The 24,846-nt window shown below is 37.7% G+C and carries 32 protein-coding genes and 1 pseudogene; 31 read left to right on the forward strand and 2 right to left on the reverse strand.

Features of this window, described 5'->3' with window-relative positions; translation table 11 throughout:
* The 23 genes from tnpA to SOS22_RS04255 form a co-directional block, all read left to right on the forward strand.
* A partial coding sequence (gene tnpA / locus SOS22_RS04145) for an IS66 family insertion sequence element accessory protein TnpA (protein WP_414144409.1) occupies nucleotides 1-318 on the forward strand: 318 nt, incomplete at its 5' end.
* Nucleotides 312-665, forward strand: coding sequence for an IS66 family insertion sequence element accessory protein TnpB (tnpB, locus tag SOS22_RS04150; protein WP_320596409.1), 354 nt, complete (start codon nucleotides 312-314; stop codon nucleotides 663-665). The genes tnpA and tnpB, both read left to right, overlap by 7 nt.
* Nucleotides 666-786: 121 nt before the next feature.
* The gene (gene tnpC, locus SOS22_RS04155; protein WP_414144410.1) at nucleotides 787-2,316 is read left to right on the forward strand and encodes an IS66 family transposase; all 1,530 of its coding nucleotides are present in this window, start codon (nucleotides 787-789) and stop codon (nucleotides 2,314-2,316) included.
* A 173-nt stretch (nucleotides 2,317-2,489) separates the two neighbouring features.
* Nucleotides 2,490-2,936, forward strand: coding sequence for a DUF948 domain-containing protein (locus tag SOS22_RS04160; protein ID WP_320325128.1), 447 nt, complete (start codon nucleotides 2,490-2,492; stop codon nucleotides 2,934-2,936).
* Nucleotides 2,933-3,484 (forward strand): hypothetical protein, encoded by a 552-nt coding sequence (locus SOS22_RS04165; protein WP_320325127.1) that lies wholly within the window; start codon nucleotides 2,933-2,935, stop codon nucleotides 3,482-3,484. The genes SOS22_RS04160 and SOS22_RS04165 overlap by 4 nt, the downstream gene beginning before the upstream one ends.
* Complete coding sequence (locus SOS22_RS04170; protein WP_320325126.1) at nucleotides 3,481-4,494, forward strand: LacI family DNA-binding transcriptional regulator; 1,014 nt, start codon at nucleotides 3,481-3,483, stop codon at nucleotides 4,492-4,494. The genes SOS22_RS04165 and SOS22_RS04170 overlap by 4 nt, the downstream gene beginning before the upstream one ends.
* A gap of 120 nt (nucleotides 4,495-4,614) precedes the next feature.
* Nucleotides 4,615-5,172 carry a DUF3793 family protein gene (locus SOS22_RS04175; RefSeq protein WP_320596411.1) on the forward strand — a complete coding sequence of 186 codons (558 nt, stop codon included), beginning with the start codon at nucleotides 4,615-4,617 and terminating at the stop codon, nucleotides 5,170-5,172.
* Nucleotides 5,173-5,174: 2 nt separating this feature from the next.
* Nucleotides 5,175-5,336 (forward strand): hypothetical protein, encoded by a 162-nt coding sequence (locus SOS22_RS04180; protein ID WP_320596412.1) that lies wholly within the window; start codon nucleotides 5,175-5,177, stop codon nucleotides 5,334-5,336.
* 51 nt (nucleotides 5,337-5,387) lie between these two features.
* Nucleotides 5,388-5,741 (forward strand): ABC transporter ATP-binding protein, encoded by a 354-nt coding sequence (locus SOS22_RS04185; protein ID WP_320596413.1) that lies wholly within the window; start codon nucleotides 5,388-5,390, stop codon nucleotides 5,739-5,741.
* 45 nt (nucleotides 5,742-5,786) lie between these two features.
* Complete coding sequence (locus SOS22_RS04190) at nucleotides 5,787-6,014, forward strand: hypothetical protein (protein WP_320596414.1); 228 nt, start codon at nucleotides 5,787-5,789, stop codon at nucleotides 6,012-6,014.
* A 5-nt stretch (nucleotides 6,015-6,019) separates the two neighbouring features.
* Entirely contained in the window at nucleotides 6,020-6,238 is a 219-nt protein-coding gene (locus SOS22_RS04195) for a hypothetical protein (RefSeq protein ID WP_320596415.1), read from the forward strand.
* Nucleotides 6,235-6,456: a hypothetical protein gene (locus tag SOS22_RS04200; RefSeq protein WP_320596416.1), complete on the forward strand. Its 222-nt coding sequence runs from the start codon at nucleotides 6,235-6,237 to the stop codon at nucleotides 6,454-6,456. Before SOS22_RS04195 ends, SOS22_RS04200 begins: the two co-directional genes overlap by 4 nt.
* Complete coding sequence (locus SOS22_RS04205; protein WP_320596417.1) at nucleotides 6,443-7,087, forward strand: hypothetical protein; 645 nt, start codon at nucleotides 6,443-6,445, stop codon at nucleotides 7,085-7,087. The genes SOS22_RS04200 and SOS22_RS04205 overlap by 14 nt, the downstream gene beginning before the upstream one ends.
* 153 nt (nucleotides 7,088-7,240) lie before the next feature.
* Nucleotides 7,241-8,020 carry a hypothetical protein gene (locus SOS22_RS04210; protein WP_320596418.1) on the forward strand — a complete coding sequence of 260 codons (780 nt, stop codon included), beginning with the start codon at nucleotides 7,241-7,243 and terminating at the stop codon, nucleotides 8,018-8,020.
* A gap of 2 nt (nucleotides 8,021-8,022) precedes the next feature.
* The gene (locus SOS22_RS04215; RefSeq protein ID WP_320596419.1) at nucleotides 8,023-8,451 is read left to right on the forward strand and encodes an FtsX-like permease family protein; all 429 of its coding nucleotides are present in this window, start codon (nucleotides 8,023-8,025) and stop codon (nucleotides 8,449-8,451) included.
* A 39-nt stretch (nucleotides 8,452-8,490) separates the two neighbouring features.
* Entirely contained in the window at nucleotides 8,491-8,946 is a 456-nt protein-coding gene (ybeY, locus tag SOS22_RS04220; RefSeq protein WP_320325116.1) for an rRNA maturation RNase YbeY, read from the forward strand.
* On the forward strand, nucleotides 8,927-9,271 hold the full coding sequence (locus SOS22_RS04225; protein ID WP_320325115.1) for a diacylglycerol kinase family protein: 345 nt from the start codon (nucleotides 8,927-8,929) through the stop codon (nucleotides 9,269-9,271). Before ybeY ends, SOS22_RS04225 begins: the two co-directional genes overlap by 20 nt.
* 13 nt (nucleotides 9,272-9,284) lie before the next feature.
* Complete coding sequence (era, locus tag SOS22_RS04230; RefSeq protein ID WP_320596420.1) at nucleotides 9,285-10,178, forward strand: GTPase Era; 894 nt, start codon at nucleotides 9,285-9,287, stop codon at nucleotides 10,176-10,178.
* Complete coding sequence (recO, locus tag SOS22_RS04235) at nucleotides 10,168-10,902, forward strand: DNA repair protein RecO (RefSeq protein ID WP_320596421.1); 735 nt, start codon at nucleotides 10,168-10,170, stop codon at nucleotides 10,900-10,902. Before era ends, recO begins: the two co-directional genes overlap by 11 nt.
* Nucleotides 10,903-10,962: 60 nt before the next feature.
* Nucleotides 10,963-12,342: a glycine--tRNA ligase gene (locus SOS22_RS04240; protein ID WP_320596422.1), complete on the forward strand. Its 1,380-nt coding sequence runs from the start codon at nucleotides 10,963-10,965 to the stop codon at nucleotides 12,340-12,342.
* 6 nt (nucleotides 12,343-12,348) lie between these two features.
* A complete protein-coding gene (gene dnaG, locus SOS22_RS04245) occupies nucleotides 12,349-14,121 on the forward strand; it encodes a DNA primase (RefSeq protein ID WP_320596423.1) in 1,773 nt (590 codons plus the stop codon).
* A complete protein-coding gene (gene rpoD / locus SOS22_RS04250) occupies nucleotides 14,090-15,220 on the forward strand; it encodes an RNA polymerase sigma factor RpoD (RefSeq protein ID WP_320325110.1) in 1,131 nt (376 codons plus the stop codon). The genes dnaG and rpoD overlap by 32 nt, the downstream gene beginning before the upstream one ends.
* Entirely contained in the window at nucleotides 15,217-15,858 is a 642-nt protein-coding gene (locus SOS22_RS04255) for a class I SAM-dependent methyltransferase (RefSeq protein WP_320325109.1), read from the forward strand. The genes rpoD and SOS22_RS04255 overlap by 4 nt, the downstream gene beginning before the upstream one ends.
* On the opposite strand, the gene ispH is transcribed toward SOS22_RS04255, so the two are convergent.
* A complete protein-coding gene (gene ispH, locus SOS22_RS04260; protein WP_320325108.1) occupies nucleotides 15,853-16,749 on the reverse strand; it encodes a 4-hydroxy-3-methylbut-2-enyl diphosphate reductase in 897 nt (298 codons plus the stop codon). The genes SOS22_RS04255 and ispH overlap by 6 nt on opposite strands.
* A 78-nt stretch (nucleotides 16,750-16,827) precedes the next feature.
* Between ispH and SOS22_RS04265 the strand changes: the two genes are divergently transcribed.
* The 5 genes from SOS22_RS04265 to SOS22_RS04285 are packed head-to-tail and all read left to right on the forward strand — an operon-like array spanning nucleotide 16,828 to nucleotide 21,748.
* Complete coding sequence (locus SOS22_RS04265; protein WP_320596424.1) at nucleotides 16,828-18,156, forward strand: DEAD/DEAH box helicase; 1,329 nt, start codon at nucleotides 16,828-16,830, stop codon at nucleotides 18,154-18,156.
* Complete coding sequence (locus SOS22_RS04270; protein ID WP_320325106.1) at nucleotides 18,153-19,001, forward strand: deoxyribonuclease IV; 849 nt, start codon at nucleotides 18,153-18,155, stop codon at nucleotides 18,999-19,001. The genes SOS22_RS04265 and SOS22_RS04270 overlap by 4 nt, the downstream gene beginning before the upstream one ends.
* Nucleotides 19,001-20,332 carry an MBOAT family O-acyltransferase gene (locus tag SOS22_RS04275; RefSeq protein WP_320596425.1) on the forward strand — a complete coding sequence of 444 codons (1,332 nt, stop codon included), beginning with the start codon at nucleotides 19,001-19,003 and terminating at the stop codon, nucleotides 20,330-20,332. Before SOS22_RS04270 ends, SOS22_RS04275 begins: the two co-directional genes overlap by 1 nt.
* Before the next feature lie 9 nt (nucleotides 20,333-20,341).
* Nucleotides 20,342-21,451: a DHHW family protein gene (locus SOS22_RS04280; protein WP_320596426.1), complete on the forward strand. Its 1,110-nt coding sequence runs from the start codon at nucleotides 20,342-20,344 to the stop codon at nucleotides 21,449-21,451.
* Between the two features lie 9 nt (nucleotides 21,452-21,460).
* Nucleotides 21,461-21,748, forward strand: coding sequence for a hypothetical protein (locus tag SOS22_RS04285; protein ID WP_320596427.1), 288 nt, complete (start codon nucleotides 21,461-21,463; stop codon nucleotides 21,746-21,748).
* 12 nt (nucleotides 21,749-21,760) lie between these two features.
* On the opposite strand, the gene ispG is transcribed toward SOS22_RS04285, so the two are convergent.
* On the reverse strand, nucleotides 21,761-22,822 hold the full coding sequence (ispG, locus tag SOS22_RS04290) for a flavodoxin-dependent (E)-4-hydroxy-3-methylbut-2-enyl-diphosphate synthase (RefSeq protein WP_320596428.1): 1,062 nt from the start codon (nucleotides 22,820-22,822) through the stop codon (nucleotides 21,761-21,763).
* 65 nt (nucleotides 22,823-22,887) lie between these two features.
* On the opposite strand from ispG, the gene SOS22_RS04295 reads away from it, so the two are divergent.
* From SOS22_RS04295 to SOS22_RS04305, 3 genes and pseudogenes are all read left to right on the forward strand, one after another.
* Nucleotides 22,888-23,460, forward strand: coding sequence for a guanylate kinase (locus tag SOS22_RS04295; RefSeq protein WP_320596429.1), 573 nt, complete (start codon nucleotides 22,888-22,890; stop codon nucleotides 23,458-23,460).
* A complete protein-coding gene (locus SOS22_RS04300; protein ID WP_320596430.1) occupies nucleotides 23,457-23,903 on the forward strand; it encodes an HD domain-containing protein in 447 nt (148 codons plus the stop codon). The genes SOS22_RS04295 and SOS22_RS04300 overlap by 4 nt, the downstream gene beginning before the upstream one ends.
* Nucleotides 23,904-24,165: 262 nt before the next feature.
* Nucleotides 24,166-24,846: pseudogene (locus SOS22_RS04305) on the forward strand (penicillin-binding protein 2); the annotation flags it as partial.

Raw genomic sequence — 24,846 nt, forward strand, 5'->3', positions numbered from 1 at the left:
CATAAGTGCCGGGCCAGTGGTCTCACAAATACAGAATTTTGTAAACAGAACAATATCAGTGAAAAAAGCTATTACTATTATTTGGCCAAGATTCGAAAGATGGCGATCGAAGATATCCCGAAGAAAAATTCAAATCTTCCAGTTGACTGGTCATCAAAAAATAAAAATACCTGTTTTGAAGAAATACCTGTATCTTCATTGCCTGCTGCACATACTGATTCCATATCTATCCATATCGGTAATGTGGATATCGAAATGTCAGAAGATGTATCGGAAGAATTTCTGATCAAATTATTTAGAGCGGCATCAAAATGTTAGATCTAAACAAACTCGATCACATCTATTTAGCTTGTGGTCATACCGATATGCGAAAGTCAATTGATGGTCTTTCCGCCATCATCCAGGAAGAATTTCAATTGGATCCGTTTTCAAGCAGTCTGTTTCTTTTTTGTGGAAGGAAGAATGATCGGATCAAGGCATTGTATTGGGATGGTGATGGTTTTCTTTTGATGTATAAACGTTTGGAAGACGGACGGTTCAGATGGCCTAGAAAACAGAAAGAAGTCAAAGATCTTACACATCAGCAGCTTCGATGGCTGCTGGAAGGATTAGAGATCGAACAGCCGAAGGTCATCAAAAAAGTCAGTCCAAAAAGTGTGATATAAATCGCTCAAAAACGCGATATATAAAACATATTATGGTATAATATAGATGATGAAAACAGGCCAGATCAATGATCAAGACTACAAAGAATTATATCTTCAGACAAAGCAGTTATATGCAGATATGATGACTGTATATGATGAATTGAAGAAACAGGTTGAACTGCTTCAACAGGAAAATTTCTTATTGAAGGAAACCAATGAATATTACCGAAAAAAACTGTTCGGAACCAAAAGTGAGACGGCAAGGTCACTTGGTTTTGAACAGCTTTCTTTATTTGATGAGGCCGAAACGATACTGGGAGAGAATCCCGGATATGTGGATATCACCTATAAACGCAAGAAGAAACATAAAAAAGTGCCTGGCGAGATCAGTGCAAAATTTAAGAACCTGCCAAAGATCAAACGACTGCTGGATATCCCCAAAGAAGACCGGTACTGTGAACAATGTGGATCTGAGATGGTCCGTGTCGGTGAAGAGTTCGTACGCAATGAATTGAAGTTCACACCGCCAAAACTGGAACTGGTCGAAGTATATCGAACGACATATGAATGCAGAAACTGCAGGAAACATGGCAAGCCCCATATGATTAAAGCAGAAGTACCGGCCAATGTGATACCGCACAGCTATGCATCCGCAGACAGTGTGGCATATATCATGGTACAGAAGTATGTGAATGCAGTGACACTTTACCGGCAGGAGCAGACATGGAAGCACCTGGGAGCAGAATTGAGCCGTGCCACCATGTCAAGCTGGATGGTCATTGCTGCCAGAGAATGGCTATATCCTTTGATTCGCAGGATGCATTCCATATTGATTGATCAGAAGTATATCCATGCGGATGAAACAACGGTCCAGGTGCTCAAAGAAAAAGACAAGAAGAATACTTCAAAGTCATATATGTGGGTATATACAACGCATAAATATTCGAAGACACCGATACGATTGTTCGATTATCAGCCGAACCGGAAAGGTATCCAGGCAAAGGAATACCTGGAAGGATTCAGTGGATCATTGATCACCGATGCGTATGCAGGATATGATCAGATCAACGGAGTAGAACACTGTTACTGCTGGGCACATCTGAGAAGATATTTCACCGATGCCCTGCCAAAGGATCTGAAGTCAATGAATGCCACCTATCCAAAACAGGCCATCGAGAAACTGCAGAAGATCTTCCATGAAGAAGCATTATTAGAAGATCTTGATGCAGAGACCAGACAAAGGAAACGGAAAGAGATACAGGCGCCAATGGTCGAAGAATTTTTTGCGTGGATAGAAACAAATAAGGACAAAGTACTTGCGTCATCAAAATGCGGAAAGGCTTTTCATTATGCTCTAAACCAGAAAGCAGGACTCATCAAATATCTGGAAGATGGAAATATCCCGATGACCAACAGCATAGCTGAAAGAGCTATACGGCCATTCACGGTCGGCAGAAAAAACTGGCTGTTCAATGGAGGACCACAAGGAGCGAAAGCGAGTGCAGCGATATACAGTATCGTCGAAACAGCGAAAGCCAATGAACTGGATCCATATAAATATCTGAATCTTCTATTCAATTCATTGCCCGGACTAGACTTTATATCCGATCCTTCATTACTGGATGATTATCTGCCATGGTGCAGTGATATAAAGACAATATGTAAATAAACCCGTTATGATACAAATAACTGTTTGTTCACAACGGGTTTTGTTTATAACATCATAGACACTGATTTATCTGACGCTTACGTAAGAGCTTTCAAAATCATGAAAAAATTTTCATTTACGGTGGATAGAGCTAAAATAAAGTGTTATAATGCACTCGAGGTGATGATGTGACAATGGATCAATTATTAGGAGCAATTGCTCAATTATTTCGATATCTTTTACCCGTTGCTGGCGTTGTTGCTCTAGTGTATTTAGCCTTTTTATTTAAAAAGATCATTGAAACGCTTAAAGAATTTGATAAAACATTGGCTATCGTCAATGAGCAGGTGCGTAAATTAGATACGCCACTGGAAACCATTGAGAATGTGTCAAAGAGTGTGGATGATGTCAATACAAAAGCACGTGAAGTCGTCGTCGAGACAGCCAGATCATTGGATAAAGGATCAAAACAAGTGAAGGAATGGTTGGCTGATAAAAAAGCCGATGGTAGCATCAAAGAAAATGTAGACAAAGTAAAATCGGTTGCCAATGATGTAAAGGATACAGTTGTTGATAAGGTCAACGAAAAAAGAGAAGAGCACCGAGAATTTCCGGTAAATCATAGTCAGGAGGAAGAATGATGGCTGAAGAAAAGAAAAATGTAGTCGATGAGCTTGAAGAAAAATCATTGGAAGAATTGGATTCTTTTCGTGAAGAAGATAATAAAGAAAATGAACAGGTCGTTGATGAAGGAAAGAAACAAATCAAAGATGTTTTTGATGATTTGCGACAAGTTTTAAAAGAAAATTCCGATCCAGAGAAGATCAAAGAAAATCTTACGAATGCGAAAGATAACGTATTAAATATCATTGATACGACACGCCAGAAAGCTGTGGATGTATCGAATAGCGATAATTTTAAACAAACCATTGATGCCAGCAAAGATTTAATCGAAGGGGCAACCGGATTGATCGTCGATGGTTTTAAATCAACGACAGAAATTCTCATGTCCAATGATAAAATTGCTGATTTGGTCGATAAGGCAGATAAACGATTGGATATTGTTCGAGAAAGTGAAGGATTGAAGAAAGGTGTAGATGCTGCCGAAGAATTAACGGATAAGTTCAACAAAGCCGTTTTTGGTGGCATTCAGAAATTTTTTGATAAGAAAGACGAAGGTAGCGAATGAAAAGAATAACGATATACGATGTCGCAAAAGAGGCGGATGTATCTTTGGCTACGGTTTCACGTGTGATCAACGACAGCAATGTCGTTCGTGAAGATACACGGATCCGAGTACAAAAAGCCATTGAGAAATTAGGCTATAAACCCAATGCGATTGCACAAGGACTGGCTTTATCCAAAACAACGACCGTATCTATCGTTATGGGCGAAAAAATGTTTCCTTATCATGCAAAGATTCTAAATGGGTTGATGGATGTGGCAAAGATCTATAATTACAATATTATGTTTCATACAACATCCAAGGGAATTTCCAGGATGCAAGATGTCATCGAATCCATCATTAAGTCCAGAGTGGATGGTGTCATCTTATTTAATGATAATTTTTCTGAAGATGAATTAGAAGTTTTAAATGAATATCAAATTCCAATGGTCATTGTTGGTAGTAAGATTCCAGAAACCAATATTGCGAATGTGGGAAATGTATATTTAGATTTTGAGCAAATGGCCTATGATCTAGTTAATGCTTGTTTCGATAAAGGCGTTGAAGATATTGCTTTGGTGGAAGACAAATTGAATCTTTCCATGATGGAGCAATTGAAGAATGGTATTGATAAAGCCTTTGAAGAAAAAGGGAAGAAATTTGAAAAATATATTTCTTATGATGATTCTTATAAATCTTCTTATGTTTTCTTAACGGAACATTTTAAAAAGATGAAACCAAGTCAAATGGTCATCACATTGCGTGATTCGCAGGCGATTGCTGTATTAAATGCATCCATAGAAGCCGGCTATAAAGTACCGGATGACTATGAATTGATTTGTATTCTCAACAATAAATATCTGAATATGGTTCGTCCACATATTTCATCTTACAACATTCCTGAATACGATATGGGAGCGGTTGCTATGCGATTGTTGACGAAGATGTTGGTAGAGGATAAAGATAAGCGACAACCATTAAATAAACAAATCGAAATGACCTATAGCTTCTTAAAAAGAGCATCAGTAAAATAGTCGAATCTAACAGCGATTCGGCTTTTTTTATGTAGGAGGAAAATGAACATTCCGGTTTTGACTCTAAAGTTAGTCAATGCTAACATATAAATAGTTAGATAAAGCTAATAGGAGAAAAACATGTCGGAAATGGATATCATGCATCAAGCAGCACCTACACTTGCAGGAATCAAAGCAGGAAGTTTGTTTAATTGTCCTTATCATGACCATCAATCGTTGGTAGAAGAATGTGTGCGAATCAATCGGATCTTAGTACCAAAAGGAATTCGTCTAATTCCCATCCGGATCATGAATGATCGCGTACTTGTTTATATCTATCGTTCAAAAGATATTGAAAAGATCTTAACGGATCAAAAAGTGCAATGTTTACTGGAACCCTATGGCTATACCAATACGCATCCCGCTTGTTGTGTTGCCCATTTGATTCACCGTCTTCAACAAGGCGATATATTTCCTCATGAAGTAGGTATCTTTTTAGGCTATTCAATTGAAGATGTCATCGGTTTCATTGAACAAAGGGAATGTAAATGGATTGGTTGTTGGAAAGTATATGGCGATGTAGAAAAGGCAAAACAAAGATTTGCTCAGATTCATCAATGTACGACATCCTATCGAACGATGGTACAAGAGGGGATTGCAATGTGTGCAGCTATTGTGACGGATGAAAAGAGGTGTTAAAGATGAATCGATTATTGATGGCTACGAACTCTTTTTGGATGGGATTGTTGAGTCTATGTATCGTTTTGTTCCTTGTTCATATTTTATTTTTTATTAAGCGTCATATTTTACATTGGAGCAAAAAACAAGAAGGAGAAGCCAATGAACATGTTTTTAAAAGTTAATGATCTGTGTAATATGAATATGGTGATTCTGTACAAAATGTATTAAAAGATGTGAGTTTTTCGTTAAGACAAGGCGAATTTTGTGTATTACTAGGCCCTTCCGGTTCCGGTAAATCGACCCTTCTTAATATCATTGGTGGAATTGATACTGTTGATTGTGGAACCATCCAAATTGGCGATACTGTATTAGAAACGATGGATGACAAGCACTTGACCCAATATCGGAGGAAACATGTTGGTTATGTCTTTCAAATGTATCATTTGATTCCCAATCTAACTGTTACGGAAAATATTGAAACGGGTGCTTACATTGCCGATGATCCATTGGATGTGAATGAATTGATCAAAATTTTGGGATTGTGGGATCATCGCGATAAGTTTCCTAATCAGCTTTCTGGTGGTTAACAACAGCGTGTATCTATTGGTCGAGCCATCGTTAAAAATCCCAGTTTGTTATTATGTGATGAACCCACTGGTGCCTTGGATTATCATACCTCAAAAGAAATTCTTACTTTGATTGAAACCATCAATGCACGATATGGGAACACCATATTGATGGTTACTCATAATGAAGCCATTTGTCATATGGCTGATCACATTATTCATTTACACGATGGAACGGTACGAAATGATACGTTCAATCATGAAAAAGTATCCGCAGCGACATTGAAATGGTAGCCATTATGAGGAATCCACTACGAAAACGAATTTTACGCGAATTACGAGCTGAATGGATAAAATATCTGGTGGTGAGTGTATTTATGATCTTGACCATTGGTTTTGTCTCGGCTATATATGTGACCAATGGCAGTATGTTAGTTAGCGCCAAAACTAGTCAATCGACCTATCATTTAGAGGACGGTCATTTTGAATTACAGAACAAGCCAGCAATGAATCATTGAAAAATATTGCCAGTGGCAAAAAAGCCAATATCAAGGCATATTATCAGCAGAAAGCTTATGAAAAAATCAATCAAACTGTTCCCGAAGCCTATCGACAAGAAGCCTACGAACAAGCCAATCAAGAAATAGATGCTGCTTATCAAAAAGCCATCGATACATATAATTTAAAAGATACTTCATTTACTGCACAACCAGTCAATGTGTATGCAAATTTTTAAAGAATCCACCGAAAAAGTGGATGATCGATCAAGTGTCATCCGTATTTACTCTATTCGCAAAAAAATCGATACAGCTTGTGTGATGAAAGGATCGCTTCCAACCAAAAATGATGAAATTGCCATTGATCGAATGCATGCCGATAATGCCAATATTAAAGTTGGCGATACGTTGCATATTGGTAACCAATCTTTTACAGTCAGTGGTTTTGTGGCCAATGTTGATTATTCGGCACTGTTTCAAAATAACAGTGATGTCATGTACGATGCATTGACCTTTGATGTGGGTCTAGTTACCGATGCTGCTTTTGCATCCATCGATACTTCTACCCATTATAATTATGCATATACATTTACGAATCAAAAAGGATCCGATAAAGAAGCATCGGATGATTTTTTACAGGCACTGATCACACAAATTACCACAAATGGGAATAAAATAGAAGATTTTTTACCCGTCTATAGGAATCAGGCGATTCAATTTACAATCGATGATATGGGTTCCTATCGAGCTATGAGTGGTGTTATCCTTTATGTATTGATTATGGTGATGGCTTTTATCTTTTCTATCACTATCAGCAATACTATCACCAAAGAAGCCTCGGTCATTGGAACATTACGAGCACTTGGATAAGACAGGAAAGTCTTATGGAAACAGTACATGCTCATGCCCATGTTGATTACTTTGGTTTCATGTTGTATAGGCAATCTCCTAGGCTATACGGTATTAAAAAATGTGGTTGTCAATATGTATTAAAATAGTTACAGTTTACCTACGTATCACACCTTGTTTTCAGCCGATGCCTTTATTCAAACGACCATCATTCCTTTATGTTTGATATTTGTGATAGATGGATGGGTGATTTATCGCAAACTTAAATTTTCACCATTGGCCTTCTTACGACATTATCTACACAAAGCCAAACAACGTCATGCGATTTCTTTACGACATGGATCATTTTTGCATCGAATCCAATGGCGTATGACTTTGCAGAATATACCGACTTATGCAACTGTATGTGTTGGTATCTTCTTTGTGATGATCTTGCTTTCTATGGCTATTGGCCTACCCGATACGTTAAAACATTATCAAAACGATGTATCGAGTTTGATGTTAGCCAAATATGAAACAATCGTAACCGATGATGATGTAACAACATCGGTTTCATCAGCGGAATCATTTTTGATGGAAACACTCAATTATAAAACCAATTCTTTCCAAGAAGAGGTGTCCATTTTTGGTGTAAAACCAAGTAGTCAATTTACTCGATCCAAACAACTGCGTCATTTGAAAGGAAATCAAATATTGATTAGTCAAAGCATGCATGATAAATACGATATCCAAGTTGGTGATACGATTGTTTTGCATGCTCAATATGATTCTTCCACCTACGAATTAAAAATGGCAGGAATCTATGATTATTCAGGTTCTCTTGCTGTCTTTACAACCAATACGCAATTTACATCGCTTTTTGATGACTATACCAATGGATGGTTTTCTAATGAAAAGATCAATGATATCGATAGTCATTCTATTGTGACGACCATCAGTAAAAAGACATTTTGAAAATGGCCAAACAACTTGATCATTCCATGGGAGCTTATATGTCGTATTTTCAATATCTTTGTGTTGTATGTGCCGTGATTCTGTTGTACTTATTAACCAAATTGATCATTGAACGCAATGAAAATGTCATTTCGATGACCAAGATTTTAGGATATTCCACAAAAGAAATTTCGAAAATCATCATCGGACCAACTATCATTGTCGTATTGATTGTTTGCATCGTAATGTCCTTTGTGAGTGAATGGCTCATGGCATATATCTGGAAGATGATGATGCAAACCATGGATGGTTGGTTTGCTTTCTTCTTAAGTGCGAACGGCAAGCTTCGCATGATACTTTTAGTTTTTGTTGGCTATCTGTTCGTGATGATGCTGGATATCCAACGCATCCATAAAATAACGATGGATACGGTACTAAAAAATAATAGCTAAGGGACAGGAGAATGCCCCTTTTTATGATATACTCTCAGTATGGAAATTATTTTTATCAATGAAGCAAAAGATCCGATGATGTATCGGTTCAAAAAAGACTATCAAGCTATCTTAGAAAAAACATGTGAAATATTGGATCGACCAGGAAATTGGTCCTTATCTGTGATTTATGTCACACCAGAACGAATTCATGAAATCAATCGGATGTATCGAAATATCGATCGAGCTACGGATGTCATTAGTTTTGCGCTGCAAGATGATCTAGACGATGCATATACACAAGAAGATCAGTATGAACTAGGTGATATTTTCATCAATGTTGATGCAATTCGTTTGCAGGCAAAAGAGTATGGGCACTCGATTCGTCGTGAGGCTTGTTTCTTATTTTGCCATGGCCTTTTGCACTTGATGGGATATGATCATATGAGCCCCGAAGATGAAAAAGAAATGTTCGGATTACAGGATGTGATATTGGATGAAATGGTTTCTCGGTAGATTTTATTATGCCTATTGTGGCTTTTTGACTTGTTTGAAAGATCGCAGTATTCGCTATCAAATGGGGTTTGGCCTTGTTGTGATCGTATGTGGCTTTCTCTTTCGGTTAAATGGGGATGAATGGCTCAAGATCATTTGGTGCATTGGCCTTGTCATTGCGGCAGAAGTCGTCAATTCTTGTATTGAACGATGTGTGGATTATATCAGTTTAAAACGGGATCCACGCGCAAAACGAATCAAAGACATGGCTGCTTTTGGGGTATTGATCATTTGTCTTTGTGCAGCCATTACCGGACTTATGATTTTTATCCCAAAAGTGATCTAGGAGGAAACAGAGTATGTATAAATCAGGATTCATTGCGATTATTGGGCGTCCCAATGCGGGCAAGAGTACATTGATGAATCAATTGCTCAAAGAAAAAATTGCCATCATGTCGGATAAGCCCAATACTACACGGAACAACATTGCTGGCATCCTGACAAAACCGGATGCTCAATATGTATTTGTGGATACCCCGGGTATTCATAAACCGCAGCAACAATTGGGTCGTGTTCTAAATAAGAATGCCTATTCGGCGATGGAAGATTGTGATGTTTTGGCATGGATCGTGGATGGAATGGAAACCTATGGAGCAGGGGATACATTTATTCTTGAACGCATTCAATCCCTTCATAAACCAGTCATCTTATTGATCAATAAAATTGATCAAATGAGCAAAGAAAAACTGATGAATGTTTGTTTGAATTGGTCTAAAGTTTATGATTTTGATGAAATCATTCCTATTAGTGCCAAAAAAGCCGATAATTTAGCGGAAATTTTAAAAGTGATGAAGTCGTATTTAAAAGAAGGTCCTGCTTTATTTCCAGAAGAAATGAAAAGTGATCATGATCTTAATTTTCGTATGTGTGAGATCGTACGGGAAAAGATCTTATTGCGTACCCATGAAGAAATTCCGCATAGTGTAGCTGTCTTACTGGAAAAAAGCGAGCATAGGACAAATGGGTATCATCTTCAAATGATGGTGGTCGTGGATAAGAAGAGTCAGAAAGGCATTTTGATTGGTAAACAAGGAAGAATGATTCGTTCCATTCGCTTAGCGGCACAAAAAGAGTTAAGTGACTTGCTTGGACAACGCGTCGAATTGGAATTGTATGTTCGTGTTGAACCAAATTGGCGAAATCACGAAGACAAGATCAAGGCGATTGGATTGGATGAATTTGATGACGACTAGAGACATCGATGCTTTGATCTTAAAAAATGAAGAATATCGTGAAAAAGATGCCATTGTCACTTTGTTGACATCCCATGAAATTTTGCGAGTACGAGCACGCGGTGTACAATCGATGCAATCAAAAAATCGCATACTATGCCAACCATTTAGTTTGGTGCATCTTACCATTGATGAAAGGCCCAATCGATTTCCCTTGTTGTTATATGGAGCAAACAAACAGTATTTTTATCATATTTTAGAAGATCTGGAAATACAGACCGCATGTCAAGTTCTCAATGATCTGGTTCATTTAGGACCCATCAATGTAGCATTTATGGATCTTATGACGACTTGTTGGCAAGCGTTTCATACCCATACAAATGGATATACGTATGCCTGTCTTTGTTTAAAAGAAATCATTCATCATCAAGGAATCGATCCTTGTGTGGATCATTGTGTTCAATGTGGTCGGACACATTCTATTGAGGCCTTATCCATCAAACAAGGTGGTTTTCTATGTTCTTATTGCAATCCATCGCATATTGGTAAAAAAAAGAAAGCCGAATTGATCCAAATTCATTCTTTATTTCATGTACAGCCCGTTGCCTACGAATCGTTTTGTCAACACTATACGATGGATCAATCCGATTTTATACAATGGGCAAGTTGGATTGCGTATTATCTAAACTTAAACCTATCGAGCTTACGATTTTTAACTTCAATTTCGAGCAAAATTGATATATAATATTAAGGTACATCTTTGTGCCTTTTTTTGTCATGGTACAAATAGAAATGGAGAACAATAATGAGTGGATTGTCATTTAACGATGTGGTAGCACACATGAAAAATGCCGGATTCGTTTACCAAGGATCAGAGATCTATGGTGGCTTGTCCAATACATGGGATTTCGGTCCATTAGGAATCGAGCTCAAAGATAATATAAAAAAAGCATGGTGGAAGCGGTTTATCCATGAAGATCCAAATAATGTCGGGATTCAATCAGCCATATTGATGAATCCAGAAGTATGGGTTGCCAGTGGCCATGTTGGTGGTTTTAGTGATCCTTTGATGGATTGTAAAGAATGTAAATCCCGTTTTCGTGCCGATCAATTGATCGAAGAAGCAACACATAATGAAGTCAGTGCTGCTGGAATGTCAAACGAAGAGATGGAACAATTCATCAAAGATCATGAGATTGCTTGTCCAAAATGTGGAGCTAAAAATTTTACAGGCATTCGTCAATTTAATTTGATGTTCAAAACCTATCAAGGTGTTTTGGAAGATGCCAAAAATGCGATTTATTTGCGTCCAGAAACAGCTCAAGGTATTTTCGTAAACTTTAAGAATGTGCAACGTTCGATGCGGAAAAAGATTCCATTTGGCATTGGTCAAATTGGTAAGTCTTTCCGTAACGAGATCACTCCCGGAAACTTTATTTTCCGTACGCGTGAATTTGAACAAATGGAATTAGAGTTTTTCTGTAAACCAGGCACGGATAAAGAATGGTTTGAATACTATTGTAAAGCTTGCGTACAATTTTTAAAGGATCTGGGCTTGGATGAAAAAAATATTCGTTTGCGTGCACACAATCCGGAAGAATTGGCTCATTATTCCAATGGTACAAGTGATATTGAATACAATTTCCAAGATCCAATTGGTTGGGGCGAATTGTGGGGTATTGCCGATCGTACGGATTTTGATTTAAAAGCACATCAAGAACATAGTAAACAATCCCTGGAATATTTTGATCCACAAACCAATGAAAAATATATTCCTTATGTCATTGAGCCAAGTGTCGGTGTCGAACGATTGATTTTGGCCGTTATGTCTGAAGCTTATGAAATCGAACATTTAGAAAAAGAAGATCGTACCGTATTGAAGTTACATCCATTCTTAGCTCCATATAAAGTCGCTATTTTACCATTATCAAAGAAATTAAAAGAACCAGCTATGGATGTCTTTAAACAATTATGTGATGTATGTAGTTGTACCTATGATGAAACAGGAAGTATCGGAAAACGTTATCGCCGTCAAGATGCGATTGGTACGCCATACTGCATAACTGTTGATTTTGATACACAAGAAGATCAATGTGTAACCGTTCGTGATCGAGATACGATGGAACAAGTTCGCGTTCCATTGGATGAATTGGAAGCATATATCACAAAACGCATTCAGTTTTAGTAGGTGATGAGATTGAGTTGGATCAATGAACAAGATCTAAAGGCAATCCGTGCACAAGCCGATATTGTCGATATCATGTCACGGTATTTGTCGTTATCAAAAAAAGGAAAAAACTATGAGGCGCTCTGTCCGTTTCATGATGATCATGATCCAAGTCTTTCGATTTCTACGGACAAGCAAATCTATAAATGTTTTGTATGTGGCGCTGGTGGCGATGTATTTGGCTTTGTACAGAAAATGGAAAATATTTCCTTTCCGGAAGCAGTAGCGAAAGTAGCCGATATGATTGGTTATCCATTGGCTCTGCCCAAGGAGGCTTATCAACCAAAAGTTGATCCCAATCAAACGTATCATGATATCTTGCAGGCCTATATTTCCTATATGCAGTATGAGTTAAAAAGTGAAGCAGGAACATTGGCTTTGGACTATTTACATCGGCGTAAGATCAATGAAGATATTTTATATCGTTTCGAAATTGGTTATGCACCCTCTGCAATGGCTTCACAAAAATATTTTGAGGCCAAACAATACGATGCTGATACATTAAAAGAGTTGGGATTGACTCAAAATGGACATATCTTGTTTCATGATCGCTTTGTGATTCCCATTCATGATGCGAATGGACATCCAATTGGCTTTACCGCTCGTAAACTGACCAATACAGGAGATGAACCTAAATATATCAATAGTCCACAAACAAAGATCTATGAAAAAGGCCATGTCATCTTTAATTATCATCGTGCGAAAGCTTTTGCCCATAAGGCCCATCGCGTCATTTTAGTAGAAGGGGCAATGGATGTATTAGCTTTTGAGAAAGCAGACATCCATGAGAGCATTGCTTGTTTAGGCACGGCTTGTACAACCGAACAATTGGAACTGATCCGACGTTTGCGAGTGCCTGTGACCATTTGTTACGATGGCGATACAGCGGGGCAAAATGCAACGTATAAGTTTGGCAAGATGGCACTTGCACAAAATATGGATATCGTTGTAGTGCAGAATCATACCAATAAAGATCCCGATGAGATCTTTGATCAAGGAGGACAAGCAGAACTATCGGCTTTTGTATCTCGTACCATTTCTTTTGTGGAATTTCTCTTCGATCATTTATTGACCAAATATAATTTGGACAACTATGAAGATCGAAAAGCTTATGCCCAAGAAATTTTTGAAGCCATTGAAAAAATGGCCAATTCTTTTGAAAAAGAAACGTATTTGGCACAATTAAAACAAAAAACTGGATTTGATTTCCATACGATGATCCAGCAACCAGTGCAGCCAAAAATAAGAAAACAACGTTCCGTACCTATATATATATCCCAACCGATGCCAGGACGTGATATAGCGGAGCGGGCGATATTAAATTGTATATTATTGAGCAAATCAGCATGTCAGCGATTTCGTGATGAAATTGGCTTTTTTAAAGATCCAAGATGTCAGAAATTATCATTATATATCTACGATCTCTATCGTACATATGATCGATTGGACCGGGATCAATTAATGGCTCAGATCACCGATGAAGACATTCGCTCGTTTTTGATGCAGATATGGAATGATCCCTATCGCAAATCCGATTTTGATGAATCGTATTTTAACGATAGTATGAAGAAGATCAAAATATGTACTCTGCAAGAACAGATCGATGCGATCAATGCGAAGATCAAAACGGTGGCAGATCCACTTGAAAAAGCAAAGCTGTCGGTTGATAAACAACGATTGTTACATGAACAAGGGAGGATAAGTTATGGCAACGAAAAGCAAAATGAAAGCATTTAAATCCGTTGACGAAAGTAAAGCGTATTTATTGAAGGCCAATGAAAACAATGAAGACATTTCGCAAAATGAGTTCATGGATGCGATCAATGATTTGAAATTATCCGATGAAGAGATGGATGATCTTTTCGATTGGTGTGACACCAATGATATTCAGTTCATTGATGATTCCCAAGATGAATTAGAACCTGTAGAAGATGAAAGTGAAGATTCTGTCAGTGAAGATATTTCTCAATTGGAGAAGACCTTTGCGAACTCATCCCATTCCAAAATCAATGATCCTGTGAAAATGTATTTGAAGGAAATTGGTCAGATTCCGCTTTTGGATCCCAAAGAAGAACCCATCATTGCCAAACGAATCCAGGAAGGCGATGAAGAAGCCAAACAAATTTTGATTTCTTCCAACTTACGTTTGGTTGTATCCATTGCCAAAAAATATGTAGGCCGTGGCATGTTGTTCTTGGATCTGATCCAAGAAGGAAATTGTGGCTTGATCAAAGCCGTTGACAAGTTTGATTATAAAAAAGGTTTTAAATTTTCTACCTATGCAACATGGTGGATCCGTCAAAGCATAACCCGTGCCATTGCTGATCAAGCCCGTACCATTCGTATTCCGGTACATATGGTCGAGACCATCAATAAGTTGACGCGTATCCAACGTCAATTGGTACAAGATCTAGGTCGTGATCCATTACCAGAAGAAATTGCGGAAAAGATGGAGAATATTACGGCCGATAAAGTTCGTGAAATTCAAAAAATTGCTTTGGATCCCGTATCGTTAGAGACACCAATTGGTGAAGAAGACGATTCGCATTTGGGTGATTTTATTGAAGATAAAGAAACTTTATCACCGGATGATTATACCAACAATCAATTATTAAAAGATGAAATCGATAATATCTTACAAGGTTTGACCGAACGAGAAGAAAAAGTATTGCGATTGCGGTTTGGTTTGGAAGACGGTCGCACCCGTACCTTGGAAGAAGTAGGCAAAGAATTCAATGTAACCCGTGAACGTATCCGTCAAATTGAAGCCAAAGCCATTCGCAAATTGAAAAAACCAAATCGAGCAAAACGTTTGAAAGATTTTATGAAATCATGATCTCAAAACGTTTGGCCCATGTGATCGATTGGGTAGAAGGCGATGTTTTAGCGGATATTGGGTGTGATCATGGTTATGTATGCATTGAATCCATTAAACAACACAAGGTGAAAAAAGCTTATGCCTGTGATATTGCACAAAAACCTTTGGCCAGAGCCCAAAACGAAGTTCGCCAAGCCCATCTGGAAGATACGATCCAATGTTTGCTTATAAATGGAATGATTGGGCTACCCAATGATGTGGATATCGTTGTGATTGCCGGAATGGGAGGGCATACGATCATCGATATCTTAGAAAAAGCAACATTGTATCCTTCTATGCGTTTCTTGATCTCACCACACTCTCAAGCAGAACTCGTAAGAGAATATGTTTCGAGTCATGGGTTGGTGATTGAAAGAGAACAAATGGTTTTGGATAAACATTATTATCCAATCCTTGATTGTCGATATCTTCAATACAAACAAGATCTATCGCCCTTTGCCTTGCGTTATGGATATCATGTAGAAACGTCATCCGATTATGAATGCTATCTACAGGATCAAGAAAAAAAATTAAAACAACTTGTCCAACAAGTCCCTACCAAACGAAAAGCGTTTGAAAAAGAACTCGAAATTCTACAAAAAAGAGATACATTATAGGATCTTTCCTATTTGTATCTCTTCTTTTTTTGTGATCTTTCCTTGTAGATAAGCAATCACTTGATTGGTCAAATAAGGCGGGGTACTCGCTCCAGAAGTAATCGCAATCTTGGCATTTGGATCCAAAGCTTGTCGATCAATGTCTTGAAACGTTTGCACCTTTAGCCGTAGGGGAATATTTGCACTTTTGCCAATTTCCAATAATTTTTGTGTATTGTTGCTGGAAGGATCCCCCACGACAATCAATATATCTATATTTTGGTCTTTTAGATCCAGAATGGCTTGTTGACGAATCCGAGTCGCATTACAGATTTCATCATGGAATACAGCCGCTGGATATTTGTCTTTGATGGCCTGAAAAATATGATCGATATCTTCGATCGACATGGTTGTTTGATTGGTCACAAAAATATGTGGATTGGTAATGTCAGGAATATGGGTATCCTGGATCAAATGCACAGATGGACTCAACGTATAAATGGATTCCGCTTCGGGATGTTGATATTTGCCAACATAAAAAACATCATACCCTTCAAGTAGTTTTTGTTGGACAATTTTTTGTGTCTGCAAAACAAAAGGACAACTTGCATCGATCACATGCAGTCCCTTGTGCAACGCTTTCTCTTTGACTTGTGGATGAATTCCATGCGCCGTAAATATGACGATTCCATCATCAATTTCTTCTAATAATTCAAGGCGTGTCTTTGAGGGGTCTTCAAGAGTCTGAATGTTTTCTTTGGCCAAGGCTTTTTTCACATAGGCATTGTGCACGAGATTTCCTAAAATCGTGATTTTTTCGTCTGGATATTGCTGGCGTGCTTGTTTTGCCATATCAATCGCTTTTAATACACCACCACAATATCCTTGTGGTCTTACTTTGATGATTTGCATACCCTTATTATACGAACTCGTGATTTGTTTTCAAAGTTTTTGTGTGTTACGATAGACACGTTTTAAAGGAGGTTCAACATGGAATACAGCACAATTGTACAACGTATCATGGAAATCGAACATTTTAAAGAATTGACCCCCATTCAAAGTGAAATTTTACACATATCCAATAAATCACGTGATGTGATTGGTATATCATCGACCGGTTCCGGCAAGACCCATGCCTTTTTCATGCCAATCATGGAACAAATCGACCCCGATAAAAATGAGGTGCAGGCCGTCATTTCTACACCCACTCGTGAATTAGCCTATCAACTCTATGAAAGATGTAAGAAATTGACGGATGCATTGGGCATGCGTGTAAAACTAGTGACCGGTGGCAGCGAAAAGAAAAGTAGTACCCTTTTGCCACATATTGTCATTGGTACACCCGGACGCATGAAAGATGTGTTTTTACAAGATAAGATCCTACGACTCGATACGGCCAAAGTCATGGTTATTGACGAAGCCGATATGACCTTGGAATTTGGCTTTTTAGAAGATATTGACACGATTCTTTCGCATATGGATAAAAAGATCCAATTGATGGTTTTTTCTGCAACCATACCAGAAGCTTTGAAGCCATTCTTAAAGAAATATCTTCACGATCCATATATGATCCAGATCGATGAAAAAGCGAATTTTCAAGCCAATGTAAAACATATCCTAGTACCTTGTAAACATAAAACATACAGTGGGAAACTTTTAGATATCCTCCCAACGATACAACCCTATGTTTGTTTGATCTTTGCGAATACGAATGAAGAAGCTGAAGAATTTGCCAAAACATTACGAGCGCATGATTATGATCTTGTTGAAATTCATGGTTCGATGGAATCTCGTGAACGTTTGAAATCCATTCGTTTGATCAATGCCCAGAAAAAAACATACATCGTTGCCACAGATATTGCGGCTCGTGGGATCAATCTGGATGGAGTGACCCATGTCATTTCCTGTGGTTTCCCAAAAGACTTGAAATATTACATCCACCGGGCTGGTCGTACGGGTCGTGCCAATCGCGATGGCATTTGTATTGCTTTGTATCAAGACAAGGATGCGAAAGCCATTCAAACCCTATCGAAAGAAGTGAAATTTCATCATGAAGATGTAAAGAAAGGACAATGGATCTCATTAAAACCTTATTTTCCAACAAAGAAACCACGTCAAAAAGATGAATTCGATCAGGAAATTGAACGCATTGTCCGACGAAAAAATAAAAAAGTAAAACCGGGATACAAGAAAAAACAAAAACAAGAAATTGAACGTTTGAAGCGCAAGAGAAAGCGTCAAATGATTCAGAAAGATATTCAAAGGCAGAAAAAAGAGCGTGCGAAACAAAAACAACGAGAGAAGGCGAATGAGTCATGATCTATTTGGGCTCTCATGTAGGCATGAAGGCGCCTAATTACTTTTATGGATCCATTTTAGAATCCATATCGTATGGTGCCAATGCTTGTATGATCTATACGGGTGCTCCCAGCAATACCAAGCGCAAACCTGTTGAAAGGTTGAAGATCGATCAAGCGCATGCTTTGATGAAAGAACAAAGCTGGGATCGTTACCGTGTGATCGTTCATGCCCCGTATTTGATCAATTTAGCCAATACCATAAAGCCAGAAGTCGCACAGTTTGGACAAGAATTCCTAGCCAGTGAATTAAAACGTGTCCAAGCATTTGGTGCGACTACTTTGGTCTTACATCCAGGCGCTAGCCTAAAAGCGGATGTAAACGTGGCCATACAATCGATCATTGATCGGTTAAATGCGGTATTGGATGCGGATGATTCATCAATTTGTATCGCTTTAGAGACCATGGCTGGAAAAGGCTCGGAATTGGGATCTACATTTGAGCAATTGGCCCACATTCGATCGGGCATTCATAAACAAGAACGCATCAAAATTTGTCTGGATACTTGTCACATCCATGATGCGGGCTATGACCTTCATGCTTTTGATACAGTATTGGCACACTTTGATGCCGTTTTGGGATTGGATCAATTGGCTTGTATCCATCTGAATGATTCCAAAAATGAAAGAGGTACCCACAAAGATCGCCATGCCAATATTGGTGAAGGATATATAGGCTTTGATTGTTTATACGCAATTGCCCATCATCCCAAACTACAAGATGTTACCAAGATCTTAGAAACTCCTTATAAGGATGGTAAGCCACCTTATAAAGAAGAAATAGCTGCATTAAGAAGGGCATACTGATGGGCTTTCAAACATTATTCTTCATATTTGGCTTTTTTCCTTTGGTTTTTATCAGTCAATATTTTTTCAAAGACATAAAAAAACGAAATATCGGACTCGTTATCTTTAGTTTGATCTTTTATGGTTGGGCCAATCTTTCGCATATTGGTGTCTTGCTTTTATCCATTGCTTGGAATTATTTAACAGGCCTTGTCATGGAGCAGTCCGAAAAGAAAAAGACAATCTTAACAAGTGGAATCGTTGTGGATCTTTTGGTGTTGATGGCTTTTAAATATACGCATTTTTTCTTTGGTATCCAACCAACGAGCATTCCGATTGGTTTATCTTTTTTTACATTTAGTGAAATATCTTATTTGATGGATGTATACACAAAACGAAGCCTGGCCAGTCATGATCTATTGAACTATACATTGTATGTTAGTTATTTTGGTAAGATCAGTATGGGACCTATCGTTCCCTATCACAAGATGGTTGACGCATGTAATGATCGAACAATCCTATTGTCAAATATGGGGAAAGGTAGCATTCTATTTTTAAAAGGATTGATCAAAAAAGTAGTATTAGCTGATTCTTTGGCATTGGCTTTTCAAAGTCTGCAAGCTACATCTTCTTTTTGGGGAGCCTGGTTATTGACATTCACATATACCCTTCAAATATATTTTGATTTTAGTGGCTATAGCGATATGGCCATTGGTCTAAGTGAAATGTTGGGATTTCATATTGAACCCAATTTTCGTCATCCTTATATTGCTTCAAGCATTCAGGACTTTTGGCGTCGTTGGCATATTTCGCTATCAACGTGGTTTCGTGACTATTTATATATTCCATTAGGAGGGAATCGAAGCCATTATATACGAAACATAGGGATTGTCTGGTTTTGTACTGGATTATGGCATGGAGCCAACTGGACCTTTATTGTATGGGGATTGTATTATGGTGCTCTTATTTTATTTGAGCATTATTATATGAAACCGGTATTAAAAAATCATCCACTGGGTAGTCATATCTACACCTTTGTTTTGGTCATGATTGGTTGGGTCTTTTTCTTTAGTCCGAATCTTTCTCAAGCGTTTCGTATATTGGCTCTGATGATTCCATTCGGACACACCACATGGATCACGGGCATGGATGCATTCATTTTCCATTCTCATTGGATCTTATATGTAGCTAGTTTTTTCTTCATGCTACCTTTTTGGGATCATATCGAACATGTCTGTATTCATCGATACAGTACATGGTGGATGATTGGTTTGTATGGCCTGAGTTTTTTGTTATGTATTTGTATGATGGTTGGCAGCACCTATCAAACTTTTTTATATGCCGCCTTTTAGGAGAGAGAAATGAAACAAAAACAATTTGCCAAACGATTGGGAAGATGTTTTGTGCCAATCCTCTGTTTGACGTTTATCATCAATCTTTTGTGGCCTGATGCCAAGCAATCAACGATTGAAAACAGGTCGTTGCAACAATTTCCTACTTGCTCCTGGCAAAATATATGGGATGGAAGGTATCAAACAGCCATCACTACTTGGTTTTCGGATCAATTTGTTGGTCGATACATATGGATCCATGGTCGATATTTGTTTTTGAAAGCAACGCAAAATCAAAAGATCAACGATGTTTTTTTAGCTAAGGATCAATTGATCCAAGATTGTCCAAAGCCACAATGGTCACAAATTCGTCAAAATATCCAAGCCATCAATACATTATCAAAGAGTATGAATATTCCGACTTCGTTTCTCCTTGTACCAACGGCATTATCCATTCAAAATGATCGAGTGGATAAAGGTGCGATATCCTATGATCAAAATGCAATTATCCAAACGATTGATAAAAAAATCGATAAGTCGATCCAGATCGTAGATGTTCGTAAGCAACTAAAAAATCATGCCCAAGAATATATCTATTATAAAACGGATCATCATTGGACAAGTTTAGGTGCTTTTTATGCTTTTCAGGCCTTCTATCCCGAAAGTAAGAAATCGGATTATAAACAAATGCTTGTTTCTGATTCATTTCATGGTACACTGTCTCATACAACAGGAAGTGTAGGAATCAAGGATTCCATTCATATTTTTGTGCCGAAAGATCAACCAGATTATTTAGTGACCAATGAAGACGACGGGACGCAATCTCGTACGTGGTATCATTCCAAAGCCATCGCATCCAATGACCAATATGCCGTATTTGGCAATGGTAATCATGCCTTGGTTCGAATAGAAATGGATACAGATGCCACGGGACATCTTTTGTTGATCAAAGATAGTTATGCCAATGCTTTGATTCCTTTTTTGATTCCGTATTATAAATCCATTACAGTCGTGGATCCACGTTATTATTATGGGGATCTGCATCAATTGATCCAACAAGATCAAATTGATTCGATGATGTATGTCTATAATGTGAATACATTTATTGAAGATGATTCATTGGCTGATTGTTTGCAGTAGGAGGAGAGTATGCGAATTTATATTTTTATTGCGATTTTATATGCTTTGGCAATCGTGGTTTATGCGATGAGCCTAAAAGCCATTCAATTAACCAGCGAAGGACAAAAGAATGTCAAGACCGATATTGCCTTAATGATTGTCGTAGCTTTGGGATTGGCTTATGCAGGATATACGTATGTACAAAGTGCAACATCTACGCATTTTGTGTTGTTGATCTTATTGAGTGTAGCCTATATTGCGTGTATTGGGTATCATTCCTATTTCATGGTGCAAAATGCCAAAAAGAAAGAGGATTAGGCTTACTTTGGCCTAGTCCTCTTCTTTATATGCATCAATTTCTTGTTTTAAACGTAGGACCATTTGATCTTGAGGAATCTTCTCAATGATTTGTCCTTTTTTGATCAATAAGCCCTCGTTTTTGCCACCTGCAATCGCAATATCCGCATGTTTTGCTTCACCAGGACCGTTGACTGCACATCCCATGATCGCAACTGTAATATTTTTGTGGACTGTTTTTAAGTAGTCCTCCATCTCATTGACAACCGGTTCCATGTTCCATTGCGTGCGTCCACAAGTTGGACAAGCAATTAAATTGGGAACATGATTGATCAAATGACAATCTTTTAAAAGCTCTTTGGCCATGATGATTTCTTGGCTTGGATCTCCATTGACAGAGATACGAATGGTATTACCAATTCCATCCAACAATAAATTGCCCAATGCTAAAGAAGATTTAATGGCACTGGTCAAAGCGGTTCCCGCCTCTGTAACGCCCAGATGTAACGGATACGGAAAGGTTTCGCTTGCCAGACGATAAGCTTCGATACAAAGTAGGGGATCACTGGATTTAAAAGAAAGGACAGTATTATAAAAATCATGTTCTTCTAAGATCTTGACATGACGCATTGCACTTTCAATCATTCCTTGGGCAGTAGGTTTTCCATATTTGTCATGAATATCTCTTTCTAAAGAACCACCATTGATACCAATACGAATGGGGACATGATATAGTTTGCAAGCTTCTACAACTTTTTCGACATTTTCTTTTTTACCAATATTTCCAGGATTTAAACGAATTTTATGGGCACCTGCTTCGATACACGCCAATGCAAGTTTATAATCAAAGTGAATATCAGCAACTAATGGAATATGAATATTTTGAACAATAGTTTGAATGGCTTGTGCATCATTCATGTCCATACAACTTACGCGAATAAGTTCGCATCCTAAAGATTCGAGTTGGCGAATTTGGGAAATGACTTCATCGGTCTTTTCCGTTTTGATGTTGCACATCGATTGAATGACGACATGATTATTACCACCGATGGCTAGATCTTTTACATGAACTTGAAGTGTTTTTGTTCGTTTCATACTTTACCTCATTTCGTTTTTTAGTATACATAGTTTTTTAAAGAAAGTTAAGGGAAGGTGCGTTTATGTCGCTTATTGTTATATGTGGTTGGTCCGGTAGTGGGAAGACAACTATAGCGAATTTCCTCCAAAAGAAATACGGATATCACCGAATTATAACGTATACAACACGGTCAAAAAGAGAATACGAAGAAAATGGCAAAGATTATCATTTTATTTCTCGGGATGCTTTTCAGAAAATGATCGAAGAGAAAGCCTTTTTTGAATGGACTTATTTTAATGATGCTTACTATGGTTCATTAAAAAAAGATTATGAGCAACCCAAAGGAGTCGTCATCTTAGATCCTGTAGGCGTCAAAAAGATCATATCCTTATGTCCTGATTCGATTGTCTTTCAATTATGCATTTCGAAAGAATTGGCAATCAAACGTTTATTACAGCGAAAAGAAGAGCCTGAAAAAATAAAAAGGCGGTTATGCATGGATGAAAAAGAATTTACTCAACTCAATGCCATTCGTGATCGAATTATTGCTATCCATATAGAAGAAAGTGATAAAGTGGAAGAGATCGTAGCAAAAATTGTTTGTTTCCTTACGCAAAAAGAAGCAAATCATAAAAAGTTAGGAGGTAGACCATGATTTATACAGAGTTAACTCGAAAAGCATTAATGATTGCTTATAAGGCACACAAGAAGCAAGTGGATAAAGCAGGAAAGCCATATATTTTTCATCCTTTACATCTGGCAGAACAAATGGATGATGAATATACATGTTGTGTGGCCCTTCTGCATGACACGGTAGAAGATACAGATGTGACAATGGAAACTCTCCGGGAGCTATTTCCAAAAGATGTAGCCGATGCCATTGAACGATTGACCCATGATAAGCATGTTCCTTATATGGAGTATATCAAAAAGATAAATGAAGATCCGATTGCTAAAAAAGTCAAATTGGCCGATCTAAAACATAATATGGATATCCATCGATTTTGCGATGTAGAGCTAACAAGCCAAGAAAAGGAAGCAATTCAAGATCGCATCATCACCAAGTATAAACCGGCATTTGCCTATTTATCAAAATGATCAATTTTAATTGTATCCATTTTGTTTATGCGACCGTTATTTAAAAGATGTTTGGAACTGAGAGGAAATGCCAATTTTATAAGTAGCCCTTACATACATAATGTAAGGACTTTTTATTCGTCTTTTTTTGAGTTCCTTCTATTAAAATCGGCATAGAAAAAAAAGCATTTTTCATGATTTTATACACTTTTGATGCTTTTTAACGTTTTTTTAAAATGAAAAAGAATTCGTGTATAATAGACAAAGTGGAGGAGGTAGTGGTATGCCGCATTTGCGAAAACCTAGCCATTTACATAAGATACGTGGCATGGATGATGAAATATCCCACCGTATTCTCTTATTATCTTCTTTTATTGTCGTCTTATTTTTGGTGATTTTTATTCGCTTGATCTATATTCAAGTGTTTTCATACAATGATTATGTACAGAAAAAGGATGACTATACATCGATTCGTCAATATGTGAATGCACCGCGTGGTCAGATTTATGACTGTAAAGGGCGTGTATTAGCGAAAACGGTTGTTAGCCATAATATTGTTTATACATCACCCAAAAATATGTCGAGTGAAGATTATAAATTATATGCGAAACGTTTGGTCGAAGTATTTAATATTGATACCGATGATTTTTCAGAAACCGATAAAAAGGAAGCCTATATTACGTGGAAATCGTTTTTATCCCCTTCGAATTCAGAATATGCTGCCAATAATTTATTGACGAAATCAGAGTTGAATGCATATAAATCTGGATTGTGGGGAACCAATGCAGAAACACGGCGACATCAGATTTTGATGAAACGAATTGGCAAGAAACAAATCAAGGAAATGTCGGCGAAGCAATTAAAGATTGCGGTTATTTATCAACGAATGACGGAAAATGCTTCTACTGGACAAGAAAATGTAATCTTGGAAGATGTAGGGGATGATGATGTCGCATATTTAGTT

Source organism: Absicoccus sp. (assembly GCF_034090965.1).
Taxonomy (GTDB): Bacteria; Bacillota_I; Bacilli_A; order Erysipelotrichales; family Erysipelotrichaceae; genus Absicoccus; species Absicoccus intestinalis.